The 15,802-nt window shown below is 67.2% G+C and carries 16 protein-coding genes; 11 read left to right on the plus strand and 5 right to left on the minus strand.

The annotated features are described in order from the left end of the window. Positions 1 to 16 precede the first annotated feature (16 nt). Entirely contained in the window at positions 17 to 1,150 is a 1,134-nt protein-coding gene (gene dnaN / locus ACLJO0_RS01220; RefSeq protein WP_125781552.1) for a DNA polymerase III subunit beta, read from the minus strand. Positions 1,151 to 2,219: 1,069 nt separating this feature from the next. Next, positions 2,220 to 3,854, minus strand: coding sequence for a chromosomal replication initiator protein DnaA (gene dnaA, locus ACLJO0_RS01225; protein WP_125781550.1), 1,635 nt, complete (start codon positions 3,852 to 3,854; stop codon positions 2,220 to 2,222). Between the two features lie 602 nt (positions 3,855 to 4,456). Here dnaA and rpmH point away from each other — a divergent pair. From rpmH to ACLJO0_RS01275, 10 genes are all read left to right on the plus strand, one after another. Next, positions 4,457 to 4,600, plus strand: coding sequence for a 50S ribosomal protein L34 (gene rpmH, locus ACLJO0_RS01230; RefSeq protein ID WP_005154511.1), 144 nt, complete (start codon positions 4,457 to 4,459; stop codon positions 4,598 to 4,600). A gap of 23 nt (positions 4,601 to 4,623) precedes the next feature. Next, positions 4,624 to 5,034 (plus strand): ribonuclease P protein component, encoded by a 411-nt coding sequence (gene rnpA, locus ACLJO0_RS01235; protein WP_125790679.1) that lies wholly within the window; start codon positions 4,624 to 4,626, stop codon positions 5,032 to 5,034. A 4-nt stretch (positions 5,035 to 5,038) separates the two neighbouring features. Further along, positions 5,039 to 5,344 (plus strand): membrane protein insertion efficiency factor YidD, encoded by a 306-nt coding sequence (gene yidD / locus ACLJO0_RS01240; protein ID WP_034321908.1) that lies wholly within the window; start codon positions 5,039 to 5,041, stop codon positions 5,342 to 5,344. Positions 5,345 to 5,348: 4 nt separating this feature from the next. Beyond that, entirely contained in the window at positions 5,349 to 6,452 is a 1,104-nt protein-coding gene (gene yidC, locus ACLJO0_RS01245) for a membrane protein insertase YidC (RefSeq protein ID WP_410576199.1), read from the plus strand. A 30-nt stretch (positions 6,453 to 6,482) separates the two neighbouring features. After that, on the plus strand, positions 6,483 to 7,040 hold the full coding sequence (locus tag ACLJO0_RS01250) for a protein jag (RefSeq protein WP_410576200.1): 558 nt from the start codon (positions 6,483 to 6,485) through the stop codon (positions 7,038 to 7,040). Between the two features lie 211 nt (positions 7,041 to 7,251). Next, positions 7,252 to 7,932, plus strand: coding sequence for a 16S rRNA (guanine(527)-N(7))-methyltransferase RsmG (gene rsmG, locus ACLJO0_RS01255; RefSeq protein WP_410576201.1), 681 nt, complete (start codon positions 7,252 to 7,254; stop codon positions 7,930 to 7,932). Between the two features lie 64 nt (positions 7,933 to 7,996). Continuing rightward, on the plus strand, positions 7,997 to 8,926 hold the full coding sequence (locus ACLJO0_RS01260) for a ParA family protein (RefSeq protein ID WP_125781540.1): 930 nt from the start codon (positions 7,997 to 7,999) through the stop codon (positions 8,924 to 8,926). Then, positions 8,923 to 9,939: a ParB/RepB/Spo0J family partition protein gene (locus ACLJO0_RS01265; protein ID WP_410576202.1), complete on the plus strand. Its 1,017-nt coding sequence runs from the start codon at positions 8,923 to 8,925 to the stop codon at positions 9,937 to 9,939. The genes ACLJO0_RS01260 and ACLJO0_RS01265 overlap by 4 nt, the downstream gene beginning before the upstream one ends. Before the next feature lie 121 nt (positions 9,940 to 10,060). After that, positions 10,061 to 10,696, plus strand: coding sequence for an HAD family hydrolase (locus tag ACLJO0_RS01270; protein ID WP_410576938.1), 636 nt, complete (start codon positions 10,061 to 10,063; stop codon positions 10,694 to 10,696). Beyond that, the gene (locus ACLJO0_RS01275) at positions 10,669 to 11,079 is read left to right on the plus strand and encodes a hypothetical protein (RefSeq protein ID WP_410576203.1); all 411 of its coding nucleotides are present in this window, start codon (positions 10,669 to 10,671) and stop codon (positions 11,077 to 11,079) included. Before ACLJO0_RS01270 ends, ACLJO0_RS01275 begins: the two co-directional genes overlap by 28 nt. A 46-nt stretch (positions 11,080 to 11,125) precedes the next feature. Here ACLJO0_RS01275 and ACLJO0_RS01280 read toward each other — a convergent pair whose 3' ends face one another. Together ACLJO0_RS01280 and ACLJO0_RS01285 are read right to left on the minus strand one after the other, a co-directional pair. After that, positions 11,126 to 12,076, minus strand: a complete 951-nt coding sequence (locus ACLJO0_RS01280; RefSeq protein ID WP_410576204.1) for a D-alanine--D-alanine ligase — start codon at positions 12,074 to 12,076, stop codon at positions 11,126 to 11,128. Positions 12,077 to 12,113: 37 nt separating this feature from the next. Continuing rightward, complete coding sequence (locus ACLJO0_RS01285) at positions 12,114 to 13,433, minus strand: PLP-dependent aminotransferase family protein (RefSeq protein ID WP_125790686.1); 1,320 nt, start codon at positions 13,431 to 13,433, stop codon at positions 12,114 to 12,116. A 195-nt stretch (positions 13,434 to 13,628) separates the two neighbouring features. Between ACLJO0_RS01285 and ACLJO0_RS01290 the strand changes: the two genes are divergently transcribed. Continuing rightward, positions 13,629 to 14,273, plus strand: a complete 645-nt coding sequence (locus tag ACLJO0_RS01290; protein WP_125781532.1) for a GNAT family N-acetyltransferase — start codon at positions 13,629 to 13,631, stop codon at positions 14,271 to 14,273. A 372-nt stretch (positions 14,274 to 14,645) separates the two neighbouring features. Here ACLJO0_RS01290 and ACLJO0_RS01295 read toward each other — a convergent pair whose 3' ends face one another. Beyond that, positions 14,646 to 15,794 carry an N-acetylmuramoyl-L-alanine amidase gene (locus tag ACLJO0_RS01295; RefSeq protein WP_410576205.1) on the minus strand — a complete coding sequence of 383 codons (1,149 nt, stop codon included), beginning with the start codon at positions 15,792 to 15,794 and terminating at the stop codon, positions 14,646 to 14,648. Positions 15,795 to 15,802: the final 8 nt, after the last annotated feature.

The following is a 15,802-nucleotide window of genomic DNA, read 5'->3' on the forward strand; positions in this document are numbered from 1 at the left end:
CAGAAAGTGGCGCCGGTCAGCCCGGGAGGCGAACCGGCATCAGGAGGTACAGGTAGCCGGGGACGACGTTGCCCTCCTCGTCGGCGGGCTTGATCAGCGCCGGCCGGTTCGGGGTGGTGAACGTCAGTTCCGCCCGGTTCGCGTTCAGCGCGCCGAGCCCGTCGACGAGGTAACCCGGGTTGAACGCGATGGTCACCGGCTCACCCTCGTAGTCGACCTGAAGCTCTTCTTCGGCCGAACCCTCGTCGTCGCCACCGGCGGAGAGCCGCAGCGAGCCGTCCTTGAATTCCAGCCGCACCTGGGTGCCGCGTTCGGCGACCAGCGAAACACGCTTGATCGACTCGGCGAGCGCCGAGACCTCGAGGACCGCGCGCGACGTGTGCTGCGCCGGCAGCAGCTGCCGGTACGGCGGGAACTCCGCGTCGAGGAGGCGGGTCGTGGTGTAGCGGCCGGAACCGGAGAGGCCGAGGAGGCCCTCGCCGCTGGCGAGCGCGAGCCGGATCTTGGCACCGCTGGCGCCGAGCGTCTTCGCGGCCTCGGCGAGCGTGCGCGCCGGGACGAGCACGGCGGCGTCGGACAGGCCCTCGGCCGGCTCCCAGGTGAACTCGCGCATCGCGAGCCGGAAGCGGTCGGTGGCGACCAGGGTCAGCGAGGAGCCCGAGATCTCCAGCCGCATACCGGTCAGCATCGGGAGGGTGTCGTCCTTGCCCGCCGCGACGACGACCTGGGTGACGGCCTGGCCGAAGGCGTCGCCGGTGAGTTCGCCGGCGAAGGCGGGCTGGGACGGGAGCTGCGGGTAGTCCTCGACCGGCATGGTCGGCAGCGAGAAGCGCGCGGAGCCGCAGGTGATGGTCGCGCGAGCACCGTCGACGGAGATCTCGACCGGCTGCGCGGGCAGCGACTTGGTGATGTCGGCCAGCAGACGGCCGGAGACCAGCAGACGGCCGCCGTCGGCGATGGTGGCCGGAACGCCGACCGTGGCGGAGACCTCGTAGTCGAATCCGGAGACGGTGAGTGCGTCACTCGTCCCGTCGGATCCCGCATCGAGCAGGACACCGCCCAGAACCGGGACCGGAGGCCGCGACGGGAGGCTTCTCGCCACCCACGCGACGGCGTCGGCCAGCCCGTCACGCTCGACGCGGATCTTCATGCGCGCTTCCTTTCGACAGCCGAGCCCCTGACGGCTCGAAAGCTCAACGGGTCACCGCGGCCGGAGAGCGCGATGGCCAGGTGCCTCGCAGGTTCGTTCGGTCCGAGCGAGGACGCGAACGCACGTCGACACGCAGACCAGGTGCAGGGACCCACGTTAGGCCGTCCCCGGGGTCCGCGTCACCTCGGCCTCCCCTTGCTTTTGTCGACAAGACGACACGGCTGACCGGCTGTCCCCAGATTCGTCCTTCGCCTGTTTTTGTTTTGTTCTCTTCTAGAGAAGAAGAAAAGACAGCAGTAGTAATAGGCGTTGTGGATTGTGTGGACAAGCCTTGTTCTCGCAGGTCCGGATGCCTGTGGGGCTGTGGACTCCGGGTGTGTACGAACGGTGGACAGCTCGGGCCGTCGGTGGATGGTTTCGAGCGGCGCTCGATCTGTCCACAGTCATCCACAGTTTTCCCCACAGTTATCCCCAGTTGTGAGCCGGTTTGTACCCAGGCTTGTGGACCTGGTTCGTGACCGGAATCGCTCGGGAGAGTGACTCGGGCAGCACCGTTCACCCTTGTGCACAAGATGTGGGCAACCTGGGGACAGCGTGTGGATCATGGTGTGGAAATGCTGTGGATTCCCTGTGAGTGCGATGTGGACGGAAACCTGATCGCCGCAGCTCCCGACCCCACCGGAGTTGTGCACAAGCTACCCACACCCTGTGGATTCCTTTGTACACAAGGAAAAACGCGAAGGCGACTCAAGCGCCCTTCGCCGCTTCTAGGCCTACGTGCACTTCGGGCCAATGTGGACATGAAACGGGCCCCCACCCGACCGGCGGAGGCCCAAAACCCTTGTGCACTAAGGACTTACGCCCAGCTAAGCCCCCCGGTGACGCCTGCTTGGCGACCGCAAGGTCTCCCCAAGGGCGCCCCGCGCCCGACGGAGACTTCACCCGTCGAGCGCCCTCTTTTGGGCCGAAGGCCCACGTAAACGTGATGAAGGGGCGCCTCTCCGCCCAACCTGAGTTGGAAGCGGAACGACGCCCCTTCGGCACGTTTACGTCAGCGCGAGATAAAAAATTACTGCCTGGCGCGTTGCTTGATCCGTGAGGTCAGTTCCTGGACCTGGTCGTAGATGCGCCGTCGTTCGGCCATCTCCTTGCGGATCTTCTTGTCCGCGTGCATGACGGTCGTGTGGTCGCGGCCGCCGAAGGTCTGTCCGATCTTCGGCAGGGACATGTCGGTGAGTTCGCGGCAGAGGTACATGGCGATCTGGCGTGCGGTCGCGAGTGCCTTCGTCTTGCCGGGGCCGCAGAGGTCGTCGAGGGTCACGTCGAAGAACTCGGACGTGACGCCCATGATGGTGGGCGCGGTGATCTCGGGTGCGTGCGAGTCGGGGATGAGGTCGCGGAGCACGATCTCGGCGAGCGCCACGTCGACGGGCTGCTGGTTCAGTGACGCGAAGGCGGTGACGCGGATGAGCGCGCCTTCGAGTTCCCGGATGTTCGCCTCGACGCGTGAAGCGATGAACTCCAGGACTTCGCCGGGGACGGCGAGCCGGTCCTGTGCCGCCTTCTTGCGGAGGATCGCGATCCGCGTTTCGAGTTCCGGCGGCTGGATGTCGGTGATGAGGCCCCACTCGAACCGCGTGCGCAGCCGGTCTTCCAGCGTTTCGAGGCGCTTCGGCGGGCGGTCGGAGGAGACGACGATCTGCTTGTTCGCGTTGTGGAGGGTGTTGAAGGTGTGGAAGAACTCTTCCTGCGTACCTTCTTTTCCTTCCAGGAACTGGATGTCGTCGACGAGCAGGATGTCTATGTCGCGGTAGCGGCGCTGGAAGGCGACCTTGCGGTCGTCGCGCAGCGAGTTGATGAAGTCGTTGGTGAACTCTTCGGTCGACACGTACCGCACGCGCATGCCTGGGAACAGCCGCTGCGCGTAGTGCCCGACGGCGTGCAGCAGGTGGGTCTTCCCGAGTCCGGATTCTCCCCAGATGAACAGCGGGTTGTACGCGCGGGCCGGTGCTTCGGCGACAGCGACCGCGGCCGCGTGTGCGAAGCGGTTCGACGCGCCGATGACGAACGTGTCGAACGTGTACTTCTCGTTGAGCTTCGTCTTCGACGTCTGTGGCTGCGCCGGCGCGGTGTAGGGCTGGCCCGCGATCGGCTGTCCGGAGAACGTCGGCCAGATCTCGGTCACCGCGGCGAGGGCCTCGCCCTCTTCGTCGACTTCTTCATCGCTGTCGTCGCCATCGTTGAGGCTGTTGTCCACGGGCTGCTGCCTCGGGGGCCTCGGTTTCGGCGGCTCGGGCCGCGGCCTGTTCGGGGACAGCATGCCGTCACCGTCGGGCAGCGGCGGAGTACCCGGCACCGGTCCGGAACCGTTTTCCACCCGGCCGGGTGACGTCGGTTCGTAGCGGGGGCCGGGCGAGGGCGGCGGCGGAGGCATCGAGGGCTCGGTGCTGTCGACCTTCACCGCGAGGGAGACCGCGCGGCCGAGCCGGCGCGAAAGGGCTTCGGTGATCGCGCCGCGAAGGGCGCGTTCGATCGCTTCTTTGGCGAAGTCGCTGGGGGCGGCGAGCAAGGCGGTGCCGTCGAGGAGGCCGATCGGCCGGGTCACCCGCATCCAGGCGCGCTGCTGCGGGGAGAGGGTGCCGTCCGACAGTTCGCGTACGACCTGTTCCCAGATGACGCCAAGATTGTGCTGGTGATCGGACACCTGCCTGACTCCCCTCCCCTCATCGGTGCGTGCGGCGAGATCACTCAGCGGCCCGAAACGCCGGGTCGAGCGTCATCATGGCCCGATCGGCACATGCGCACAGCAAATATCCACATGGTTGTCCACAGCTGTGCACTAATGTACGGCTGCCCGCGGTGACGCCACCTGCGGGATCGCCGTATGCCGACGGGACGCCTCCACATCCCCAAGGACACCCGGGCGCCTGCACCGTTCCACCTCGGCGAAAACCCGGGAGGGGCACGCTAACAAGCCCCGCTCGTTGCCACAAGGCATCCTCGCGCGCAAGCATTTCACGGTGTACGGCGTGTTGCCATTCGATGCCCTCGCGTCGTCGGGGATCACTCTCCACGTACTGTCGCGGTCCGTGGTCGAGGGGGTGCCTGCCGGGCCCCGGCGGTGGGTGCGTACCCTCGTAAGGTCTCCCGTATACAGCGGGGGCGTTTCGCGTGCCCACGTTGTCGTCGCTCGACGTGACGAGGCCACACGTTGGTAGGAGACACCAGAGACTGCCGTGCGTCAGCACGACACGCCAGGAACGGGTCGAACCGTTCCCGGCGGCCGAGAAACAGGAGAAGTTAGTCGTGAGCAAGGGTAAGCGCACCTTCCAGCCGAACAACCGCCGCCGCGCCCGGGTCCACGGATTCCGCCTGCGCATGCGGACCCGCGCCGGTCGGGCCATCCTGGCGGCTCGCCGTCGCAAGGGCCGCGGCGCGCTGTCCGCCTGATCCGGCCGTCGTCGAGGGACGTCGTGCTGCCGGCCGCCGCGAGGTTGCGGCGCAGTGAGGATTTCCGTGCCGTGATGCGGCGTGGGGCCAAGGCAGGCAGGCGCCGCCTCGTCGTCCATGCGTTGACCACGGACCCGCCCGATGCCGCCGAAGCGGCGCGGGCGGGTTTTGTGGTGAGCAAGGCCGTGGGGAATTCGGTGGTCCGCCACCGGGTCACCCGCCGATTGAGGCATCTCGTTTCCGCCAGGCTCGGAACACTGCCGCCGGGCAGCTCGTTGGTGATACGGGCACTACCTCCGGCCGCGGACGCGTCCAGCGCGGAACTCGGCTCGGACCTCGACGCGTCGTTGAGGCGCCTCGGGCTCTCCGGCCGTTCCGCCGTCACCGGGAAGTCCCAGCAGGCGCGACCCCCCGACAACGGATCAGCGGTGTAACGGCATGCGAGCCACCGAGAACGAGACCACCGAAGACGCCCGGCCCGGCCCGGTGGCATGGGTGCTGCTCCTGCCCATCAAGCTGTACCGCAAGGCGATCTCCCCCTTCTTTCCTCCGGCGTGCCGGTTCTACCCGAGCTGTAGCGCGTACGCCGTCGAGGCACTGACCCGGCACGGCGCCGGCCGCGGCAGCTATCTCGCGGTCCGGCGTCTGCTGCGCTGTGGCCCGTGGACCATGCCCGGCCGCGACCCGGTACCCGAGACGTTCTCGTGGCGCCACCGCCGACCTGAAACACCGATCGAGGAGTAGCTCAGTGCTCGACTTCATCTACTACCCCGTGTCCTTCATCTTGTGGTGTTGGCACAAGGTCTTCGGGCTCGTGTTCGGTGAGGCGAACGCGATTTCCTGGGTCCTCGCGATCGTCTTCCTGACGGTCACCGTCCGCGGCATCATGTTCAAGCCGTTCGTGAACCAAGTCCGGTCGATGAAGAAGATGCAGGACTTCGCGCCGGAAATGAAGAAGATCCAGAAGAAGTACTCCAACGACCGGCAGCGCCAGGCGATGGAGATGCAGAAGCTCCAGAAGGAGCACGGCGTCAACCCGCTGGGCAGCTGCCTGCCGATGCTGCTTCAGATCCCGGTCTTCATCGGTCTGAACCACGTCCTGCGGATGTTCACCATCAACCCGTATGGCGGCCCGAAGACCGAGAACTACTTCTTCGATCAGGCCGGCGTCGAGTCCTACGTTCACGCGAAGCTGTTCGGCGTCAACCTCGGTGACGCGATCTACACCGGCGTCGACATGGTCAGCGGTGGGAACACGGCTCCCGGTTTCCACTGGGGCGTCGCGCCGGTCGCGATCCCGCTGATGATCATCGCGAGTATCGCGACGCACCTCACCGCGCGTCACTCGGTCCAGCGCCAGAACCCCGAGTCGGCCACCCCGCAGACCGCGATGATGAACAAGCTGACGATGTACGTCTTCCCGATCGGTGTCCTCGTCTTCGGTGCGCTGTTCCCGATCGGTCTGCTCATCTACTGGCTCGCCAACAACGGCTGGACCCTGATGCAGCAGCGCCTCGTCTACACGAAGATCGACAAGGAAGAAGAGGCCCGCAAGGAAGCCGAGAAGGAGAAGCGCGCGAACCTCGGCCCGAAGCCCGGCCAGAAGCCGACCGCGCCGCGCCCCGGCCAGAAGCCGGTCCAGCAGAAGAGGAACAAGCAGTCCTCCGGTGGTCAGGTGAAGAAGGCGGGCTCGCCCCACGGCTTCGCCCAGACCGATCCCTCCGCCGCGGAGAAGAAGGACACCAAGAACGCATCAGCCGAGCCGTCCACCAACGGCTCGAAGGAGAACGGCGCGGAAGCGACCGAGCTCATCTCTGACTCGACTAAGAAATCGGGCCGGAAGCGTCGCTGACGCCGATCCGGGCCGGAGAGGAGACCAGTAATGGCGGAGACGATCGACACGATCGACGCCGAGGAGAACAGTGCGGCCGAGGTCGAGGACGCCACTGAAGAGACCGCTCGCAAGGGAGGTGTCGACGACGACGTCCTCGTGAAGGAGGGCGACATCGCCGGCGACTACCTCGAGCGGCTGCTCGATCTTTTGGACTACGACGGCGACATCGACCTCGATGTCGAAGCGGGCCGCGCGATCGTCAGCATCGACGGTGGCGAGGATCTGGAGAAGCTCGTCGGGCCGCGCGGCACCGTGTTGGAGTCGCTGCAGGAGCTGACGCGTTTGGCGGTCCAGCAGGAGACCGGTTCGCGGAGCCGCCTGATGCTGGACATCGCGGGCTGGCGCGCGGACCGTCGCGAGGAGCTCCGCGAGCTCGGTCGCTCGACCGCCGAGACCGTGGTCTCCTCCGGTGAGCGTGTCCGGTTGCAGCCGATGAGCCCGTTCGAGCGGAAGGTCGTGCACGACGCGGTCGCCGCGGTCGACGGGGTCAAGAGTGAGAGCGAAGGAGAGGACCCGAAGCGCCGGGTCGTCATCTTCCCCGCCTGACGGTTACTCGAACGAAGCGGCCCGCCGGTCATCCGGCGGGCCGCTTCTTTGTGTCCGGGGGTGAATTGCAGCCGTGGCGTTTCACGTGAAACGCGCGAGACGAGTGGAGTTGTCCACAACTTCGGACTGTCTCCCCGCTTTGCGGTCGGCGTCATGGACAATCAGTGAAGCGCGTTTCACGTGAAACGGCGTCGAGGGTTGAGGAGCAAGAGTGGGCTTGGACGGGGTCGCCGCATCGGTTCGGAGTGCGGCGTCGGAAGTGTTCGGAGACCGCCTCGAGCAAGCCATCGGCTACGTCGAACTCCTGGAGCGGCATGGCGTGGAGCGCGGACTGATCGGGCCTCGCGAGGTCGACCGGCTGTGGGAGCGTCACGTCCTCAACTCCGCCGTCATCGGCGAACGCATCCCCGACGGCGCCCGCGTGGTCGACGTCGGCTCGGGCGCGGGGCTTCCGGGTGTACCGCTCGCGATCAGCCGACCGGACCTCGATATCGTTCTGCTCGAACCGATGGCCCGCCGGGTCGACTGGCTGGCCGAGGTTGCCGAGAAGCTGGAACTCCCCATCACCGTTGTCCGCGGGCGCGCGGAGGAGCGGCAGGTACGTGAGGAGCTCGGTGACGCCGATGTCGTCACCGCCCGGGCGGTCGCTCCATTGGCCCGGCTCGCGAACTGGTGCCTCCCGCTCGTGCGTTCCGAAGGTGCTCTGGTCGCCCTCAAAGGAGCGAGCGCTGGAGAAGAAATCGAACGCGATCGCGTCGCCGTCCGGAAGGCCGGCGGAGGCGAGCCGGAAGTCTTCGAGTGCGGTACCAAGGTGCTCGAGGTTCCGAGCACGGTCGTCGTGATCCACCGTCTGCCTCCGAAGCAGTCCCGATCGCGCGGCAGGCGCAGCTAACCCGGTTCCACGTGAAACAACGTGGAACGACTCCCACGTCTAATACAGAGGAGGCTCGAGACCGGTGACTCCCCCGCCGTCCGACCCTGCGAGCGCCGGCCAGGAACTCGGCTGGACGCCCATCGCCGAAGAAGCCGTCCGCGCCGCCAGCGTGCTGCACCCCAAGGAGGGTGCACTCCCCCGGCCGACTCGTCGGCGAGTGCTGACGGTTGCCAACCAGAAGGGCGGCGTCGGCAAGACGACCAGCACGGTGAACCTCGCCGCCGCCCTCGCCGTCCACGGGCTCAAGACGCTCGTGATCGACCTCGACCCCCAGGGCAACGCGAGCACCGCGCTCGACATCGACCACCGATCCGGCACCCCCTCGATCTATGAGGTGCTGATCGGCGAGGTGTCGCTCGCCGAGGCCGCGGCGCAGAGCGAGCAGTCGTCGAATCTCTACTGCGTGCCCGCGACCATCGACCTCGCCGGTGCCGAGATCGAACTCGTCTCCATGGCGTCCCGCGAGATGCGGCTCAAGGAGGCGCTCTCGTCCGAGATCCTCGACGAGATCGGCGTCGACTACGTCTTCATCGACTGCCCGCCGTCGCTCGGCCTGCTGACCGTCAACGCGATGGTCGCCGCGCAGGAGGTGCTGATCCCGATCCAGTGCGAGTACTACGCGCTCGAAGGTCTGGGTCAGCTGCTGAGCAACATCGAGCTCGTCCAGGCGCACCTGAACCGCGAACTCAGCGTCTCCACGATTCTGCTCACCATGTACGACGGCCGGACGAAGCTGGCCGATCAGGTGACGAACGAGGTCCGGAACCACTTCGGGGACACTGTTCTCAAGACGGTCATCCCCCGCAGCGTGAAGGTGTCCGAGGCGCCGGGCTACGGGCAGACCGTCCTCGCGTACGACCCGGGTTCCCGTGGCGCCATGAGCTACGTGGACGCGGCGAAGGAGATCGCACAACGGGGTGCGGAGATGAAGGAAAGGAGCGGTACGGCATGAGCGAGCGCAGAGGGGGGCTCGGGCGCGGGCTCGCCGCCCTGATCCCCACCGGTCCGCCACCGGGCTCTGCGGCCCCCGTCGAGAACGGCTCCGCCACGGTTCCCGTTCCCGCGGTCAAGCCCGCGGGGCCGGACGACAAGGGCTGGTTCGCGGCCAACGGTGAGGCCGGTTCGCACGGCGGCACCGTCGCCGGCGCGGTCTACCGCGAGGTCCCGGTCAGCCAGATCAAGCCGAACCCGAAGCAGCCGCGGCAGGTCTTCGACGAAGACGCGCTCAACGAGCTGGAGCACTCGATCCGCGCGTTCGGGCTCATGCAGCCCATCGTGGTCCGGGAGCTCGGCCCCGACGAGTACGAACTCGTCATGGGCGAGCGGCGGCTCCGTGCGTCTCAGCTTGCGGAGCTGGAGGCGATCCCGGCGATCGTCCGCCAGACCGCCGACGAGGCGATGCTGCGTGACGCGCTGCTCGAGAACATCCACCGCGTCCAGCTCAACCCGCTCGAAGAGGCGGCCGCGTATCAGCAGCTGCTCGACGAGTTCGCGGTCACGCACGAGGAGCTGGCAAGCCGGATCGGGCGCAGCCGCCCGGTCATCACGAACACGATCCGCTTGCTCAAACTCCCCCTCGCGGTCCAGCGACGGGTCGCCGCCGGGGTGCTTTCGGCGGGCCACGCGCGGGCGCTGCTCTCCCTCGAAGACGCCGAGAGTCAGGAAGAGTTGGCCGTGCGGATCATCGCGGAGGGCATGTCGGTCCGTGCGACCGAGGAAGCCGTCACACTCAAAAAGAGCGAGAAGCCGGCCAAGCCGAAGCCCGCTCCCCGCAAGCCGATCCAGGCGCCCGGACTCCAGGAACTGGCGAACCGGCTTTCGGACCGGTTCGACACTCGCGTGAAGGTCGACTTGGGACGCCGCAAGGGGCGGATCACGCTCGAATTCGGCTCGGTTGACGATCTTGAACGCATCGTGGCGCTCATGGATCAAAATCAGGCAAATCGGACATCCGAAACCGATTAGGGATCACACCGGGTCGTTTTGTCACGGTGACGATAGCTGTGCGCTGACAACTCGGTGACGATGAGTGCTTGAACTGGGGGCAAGTGTGAAGGCGCTCTTCGACGGTCGAAATCCCCGCGCGGTGGTCTTCGACTGCGACGGATTGCTCATGGACACCGAGCCGTGTTGGTCGGTCGCCGAGACCGAACTGTTCGCGCGGCGAGGTCTGCCGTTCGGTCCGGACGAGAAGGCGTTGGTGATCGGCAAGTCGCTACCGGCCGCCGCCGACGCGATGGCGAAGGCGTTCGGCGAACCCGGCGGCGGCGCCGAGATCGCGGACGAGTTGCTGAGGTTGGTGACCGAGGTCGTCACCGCGAAGGCGGAGGCGGTGCCCGGCGCGTGCGAGTTGGTCGAACTGACCGCAGCCGCCGTCCCGGTCGCCGTCGCGAGCAACTCGCCCCGAGCCCTGCTGGACGCCGCTCTCAGCCGCGGCGGACTTTCGGCGATGTTTCCCGTGAAACTGGCCGCCGACGAGGTGGCCGCGCCAAAGCCCGATCCGGAGATGTACTTGACCGCGTGCGCTCTCTTGAACGTCGAGCCCGCCGACGCGCTGGCGTTCGAGGACTCGATGACCGGCCTGCGGTCGGCGCGAGCGGCCGGGCTACCCGTCATCGGGGTGCCCACGTTGCGGCAGCAGGACTTCCCCGCCGATGTCGTGATCGGCTCGCTGCGCGACGAAGAACTGCTGGCATGGGTGCGCGGCTGGCCCCGGCGATGACCGGCCTGCCCTTCGTCCGCTTCCAGAGTCCGATTCGCAATGAGCGGGGAACCTTCACCGGGGTCTTCGGTCTCGTCAACGGCCTCGCGCTGACTGGGCGCCTCACGGTCGAGCAGGCAACCTTTCGCCGGACGAGCAATGATTGGTTCGACAGGAACTTCACTAACCCAGCGCACGCCGACCCGAGCGTCTATGACGTGGACGTGAATCCCGGGGCCGCGGCGTGGTTCAAAGCGACCGCTCGTGTCTTCATCGAGCGGGTCGACGGCTACTTGTCGATCCTGGAGACGCACGAGGTCCCGTGCGAGGCCGTCTGGTCGGCGAACCCGGGTCGGGTCATCTACGAAGATGAGCACCAGATCGTCGCCGTAGCCCGGAAATGAAAAGGGAACTCGCCCGCACCGGGCAAGTCCCCTTCGTCGATCAGACTCAGCTCTTGCGTGCGATCGCTCGTCCGACGAGGCCGGCGAAGACCGATCCGAGGGTGGCACCGGCCGCCTCGATCGCGACCGGAACGATCGACGTCTCGGTCAGGCCCGGCGACAGGTTCACCGCGAGGAAATAGACCGTGCCGTCTTCGGCGACCACGGCGTCGGTGCGTGAGATGTCGCGAAGCCCGAGCTGCCGGTGTACGGCGACGGCCAGTTCGCCGACCGCCTTGGCGGCGTCGTCGGGGATCCGTGCGGGAGTGAAGAAATCGGTCAGCCCGGCGGTATAGCGGGCGGTGTAGTCGTACACGCCGCTCTCCGGGACGATCTCGACCGCGGGCAGTGCCTCGGGGCCCTCTTCGCCTTCGATGACCGTCACGGCCACCTCGACGCCGGATACGAACTTCTCGGCGAGGACCGTGTCGCCGTACGCGAAGCAGCCGACCATCGCACCGGGCATCTCCGCGGCGTCCTTGACGACCTGGGCGCCCAGCGCCGAACCGCCCTGGTCGGGCTTGAGGATCAGGGGCAAGCCCAAGGTGTCGACCATCGCGTCCAGTACGGCTTGCGCACCGAGTTCGCGGAAGGTGCTGTGCGGCAACACGACCCAGTCCGGCGTGGTGAAGCCCGCGTCGGCGACGAGCGCCTTGGCCGTCGGCTTGTCCCAGGCGCGACGGCAGCCCTGCGAACTGGTGCCGACATAAGGCACGTCGAGCATCTCCAGCACCGTCTGCACCGCGCCGTTCTCCCCTTCACCGCCGTGAAGGGCGACGATGGCCGCGTCGGGGCGCTGGGTGCGAAGGCGTTCGAGCAAGCCCGCGTCGGTGTCCCACTCTTCGACGATGAGACCTTCCGACCGCAGCGCGACCGAGAGCCGGCGCCCGGAGCGGAGAGAGACATCGCGTTCGTGGGAAAGTCCACCTGCGAGTACGGCAACGGTGCGGTCGACCACCGAGGACTCCTTATGTGTCTATGGGACGTCCGGTCGATCAGACCGTGTCCGGAGAGGGGTTCTGCGGCCCCGAGATCGAACGGGGGCTCGCGTTACCGAAGGTACGCGCGAGGTCCATTTCGGACTCGAGCACCGCGGCGAGCCGTCGGACGCCTTCGCGGATCCGCTCGGGTGTCGGGTAGCAGTAGGAAAGACGAAGTTGTCTGCTGCCGAATCCGTCGGCGTAGAAACCGGTTCCGGAGGCGTACGCGACCCGGGCCGTGACGGCTCGCGGCAGCATCGCCTTCGTGTCCACGCCTTCCGGGACGGTCATCCAGACATAGAAACCGCCATCGGGTTTGGTCCAGCTGCACCCGGCGGGCATGTGCTGATCGAGCGCGGACAGGATCGCGTCCCGGCGCTCCCGGTAGTTCTCGCGGAAGGTCTTGATCTGACCCATCCAGTCGTGAGTCGAGAGGTATCGCGACACGATCAACTGGTTAAGCGTGGGCGGACAAAGGGTCGCGGACTCGGCAGCGAGCACGAGTTTCTCCCGGACGGCGTGCGGCGCGAGCACCCAGCCGACCCGCAGCCCGGAGGCGAAGGTCTTCGAGAACGAGCCCAGGTACACGACGTTGTCGGGGTCGATCGAGCGGAGCGCCGGATACGTCTGCCCGCTGAAGCCGAGCAGACCGTACGGGTTGTCTTCGACGATGAGGATATCGTTTTCGCGGCAGATCTCCACGATTTCCGCACGTCGCTCGACGGCCAGCGTGACGCCGCCGGGGTTGTGGAAGTTGGGGATCGTGTAGAGGAACTTGACCCGGCGACCCGCTTTCCGGGTCTCCGCGAGCGCGGCACGCAGCCCCTCGGGGACCAGGCCGTGGTCGTCCATCGCGACGTGGACGACGTTCGCCTGGTAGGCGGCGAAAGAGCCGAGCGCGCCGACGTACGAGGGGCCCTCGGCGATGATGACGTCACCCGGGTCGCAGAAAAGCCGGGTGACCATGTCGAGCCCCATCTGGGAGCCGACCGTCACGACGACGTCGTCCGGGTGGGCCTTGATGCCTTCGAGGGCCATGATTTCGCAGATCTGCTCGCGCAGCGACGGGACGCCGTGCGCGGACCCGTACTGGAGCGCGACCAGGCCCTCTTCGGCGATCAGTTCGCCGACCTGCCCGGACAACGTGTCCAACGGGAGCGCGGCGAGGTTCGGCATCCCGCCGGCGAGCGACACCACCTCGGGGCGACTGGCGACCGCGAACAAGGCCCTGATCTCGGAGGCAGTCATCCCGGCCGTACGCGCGGCGTAGCGGTCGAGATGAGGGTCGAGGTTGTGTCGGCCGGGCTCCGGCCGGACAGGGCGATTCTCGGTCATCAGGCGCTTCACCCGTGCTTCGAAGTGGACATAGTCGCTACCGACTGGTAGTTCCATCGAGTGTAACCACCCTCCCTTGAGGGGCCCTGGCCTTCCGGTGTTCATCACATCGGCCTATCCTCGGTCAGGTCCCCTTCAGTGAGTCCTGCTCGGGACAGGGCTGCGTCGGGTGTCGTCGTTCAGGGAGGTTTGTCGGTGTCGCGTCGCGTCGTGGGCGTAACCCTGGACAACCTCGAACATCTGCCCAAGAGCTGCCGCCGCTGCGTGTACTGGGAGCTGGCGCCGCATTTGAAGGCGCAGGCCGAGGAGTACGGCGCGACAGAGGTCGAAAAGGAAGCCTGGGTCTCCAGCGTGCTGCTGGAGTGGGGCTCCTGCGGCCGGATCGTCTACAGCGACACCCTGCCGGTCGGTTTCGTGCTGTACGCGCCGCCGAACGCCGTGCCGCGTTCGCTGGCCTTCCCGACTTCACCGCCCGGTCCGGACGCGGTTCTGCTGACCGCCTTCCAGATCCTCCCCGAATTCCAAGGTGGCGGACTCGGCCGGATGCTGGTGCAGGCCGTCGCGAAGGATCTGACCAAACGCGGGGTCCGCGCGATCGAGGCCTTCGGTGACGCCAAGCCCGACGAGACCGATCCGGACGGCGGACACAGCTGCGTGCTGCCCGCCGCGTTCCTGCAAAGTGTGGGCTTCAAGACCGTGCGGCCGCATCCGCGGTGGCCGCGGCTGCGACTGGAACTGCGGTCGGCGATCTCGTGGAAGGAAGACGTGGAGGCGGCCCTCGAACGGCTGCTCGGCCAGGTCTCCATCACGACGGCCGAGCCGAGCATGGGCCGCGCCTGACCTTCTCCGCCTTTTCGGACGGCTACCTTCCGCTTGCCATGAACGGTCCTTTCCTTGCGAAATTCGCAAGGAAAGGACCGTTCCTAGCGCTCGCGTGAGCCGCTTTAGCAGAGTTTCCGGGTACGCGCAGCAGCCATCCCCTGCCTTGGGGACAGCTGTGGGTAACCCGCCGAGTTATCCACAGATCGCTGATAGGAGCGGTGGAAAATCTGTGGATGGGTAGGCTGGACCTGGGGACGCCCCCCGGGAAGGGCGGGGGCTGCGCGCCGGGTGGGGCTAGGGGTGGCGTGGTCCGGCGAGGGGTGACACAACCGGTTGTGCCGAGGGTGTCGGCAGGGGGATGTGCGCTCGCGTGCGGGTGTGGAGGACTGGCTACTCCGCTTTGGCGAGTTCGTGGGCCAGGACGTCCGCGAAGGTGAACGTGCCTGTCGGCTGGTCCCCTTCACCGAGGAGATACAGGCGCTTTACGGCGACCAGGATGCCTTCGGCGACGACGTCGCGGAAAGCCGGGTCCGACAGTTTGCGGCTGTCTTCCGGGTTGGTCAGGTAGCCGATCTCGATCCGCACCGCCGGGCAGCGGGTGCGGGTGAAGATCTCCCAGGTCTTGTAGTGCGTGCGGCAGTCGAGCATGCCGGTGCGGGCGGCCAGCTCGCGCTGGATGAAGCCCGCCAGCAGCTCACCGACGGTCGACGTGGCGCCGTTGCCGGTGCCGAAGTGGAAGCTCGCGACCCCTTGCGCCTTGGGCGAGGGGTTCTTGTCGTTGTGCAGCGAAAGGAACAGGTCGGCGCCCGCTTCGTTCGCGAACTTCGCCCGCTCACCCTCGGTCGGGCTCTGGTTCGGGCCGCGCGAGATCAACGCCTCCATGCCCGTGGCCTGCATCCGGCCTTCGAGCCGCCGCGCGAGGTCCCAGGCGATGTCCGCTTCACGCAGACCGCTGGCGACGACACCGAGGTCGTCGCCGCCGTGGCCGGGGTCGATCACGATGCGCTTGCCGCGCAGCCGCGGGCCCGCCTGCCGCACCTGCTCCTGCTCGCGCAGGAAGACGGGACGGCCGCCGCGCGCACGCGGCGAGGAGAGCCGGTGCAGTTCGCGGATCGTGGCCGGGCCGCACATACCGTCGGAAACCAGGCGCATGTCGCGCTGGAAGGTCTTGAGCGCGCGTTCGGTCTGGGGACCGAAGTGCCCGTCCGGGCGGCCGGCGTCGAAACCGAGTTCGGTCAGCCGTTCCTGAAGCGCGAAGACGTCGTCGCCCTGCATGGGAGCGGAGAACATGTAGGTGAGCGGGCGGCTGCCCAGGTGGAAGCCTGCGCCGCGAAGCGCCTGGTAGGTCGCAGGACCCACCAGACCGTCGGTGATGAGCCCACGGCGCTGCTGGAACGCCCGCACGGCATGTTCCATCGCCGTGTCGAAGACCTCGTACTCCCCGGATTCGGTCACCGGCGGGAGCAGCTCCATCGCCGCCAGCGTGGACCTGATCTCGGCGACGTCCGGTCCGGCGTCACCGCGGCGGAGTACCCGCATGCACTCCT

Origin of the sequence: Amycolatopsis sp. lyj-108, from assembly GCF_046549005.1 — a bacterium.
In the GTDB taxonomy this organism is placed as follows: Bacteria; Actinomycetota; Actinomycetes; order Mycobacteriales; family Pseudonocardiaceae; genus Amycolatopsis.

Bases quoted from the DNA above. Each gene is read 5' to 3' on its own strand.
- ACLJO0_RS01250 (WP_410576200.1), top strand. From the start codon at position 6,483: ATGGCGGAGACGATCGACACGATCGACGCCGAGGAGAACAGTGCGGCC.
- ACLJO0_RS01265 (WP_410576202.1), top strand. From the start codon at position 8,923: ATGAGCGAGCGCAGAGGGGGGCTCGGGCGCGGGCTCGCCGCCCTGATC.
- ACLJO0_RS01275 (WP_410576203.1), top strand. From the start codon at position 10,669: ATGGGTGCGCGGCTGGCCCCGGCGATGACCGGCCTGCCCTTCGTCCGC.
- ACLJO0_RS01295 (WP_410576205.1), bottom strand. From the start codon at position 15,794: ATGCGGGTACTCCGCCGCGGTGACGCCGGACCGGACGTCGCCGAGATC.
- ACLJO0_RS01285 (WP_125790686.1), bottom strand. From the start codon at position 13,433: ATGACCGAGAATCGCCCTGTCCGGCCGGAGCCCGGCCGACACAACCTC.
- yidD (WP_034321908.1), top strand. From the start codon at position 5,039: ATGCGAGCCACCGAGAACGAGACCACCGAAGACGCCCGGCCCGGCCCG.
- dnaN (WP_125781552.1), bottom strand. From the start codon at position 1,150: ATGAAGATCCGCGTCGAGCGTGACGGGCTGGCCGACGCCGTCGCGTGG.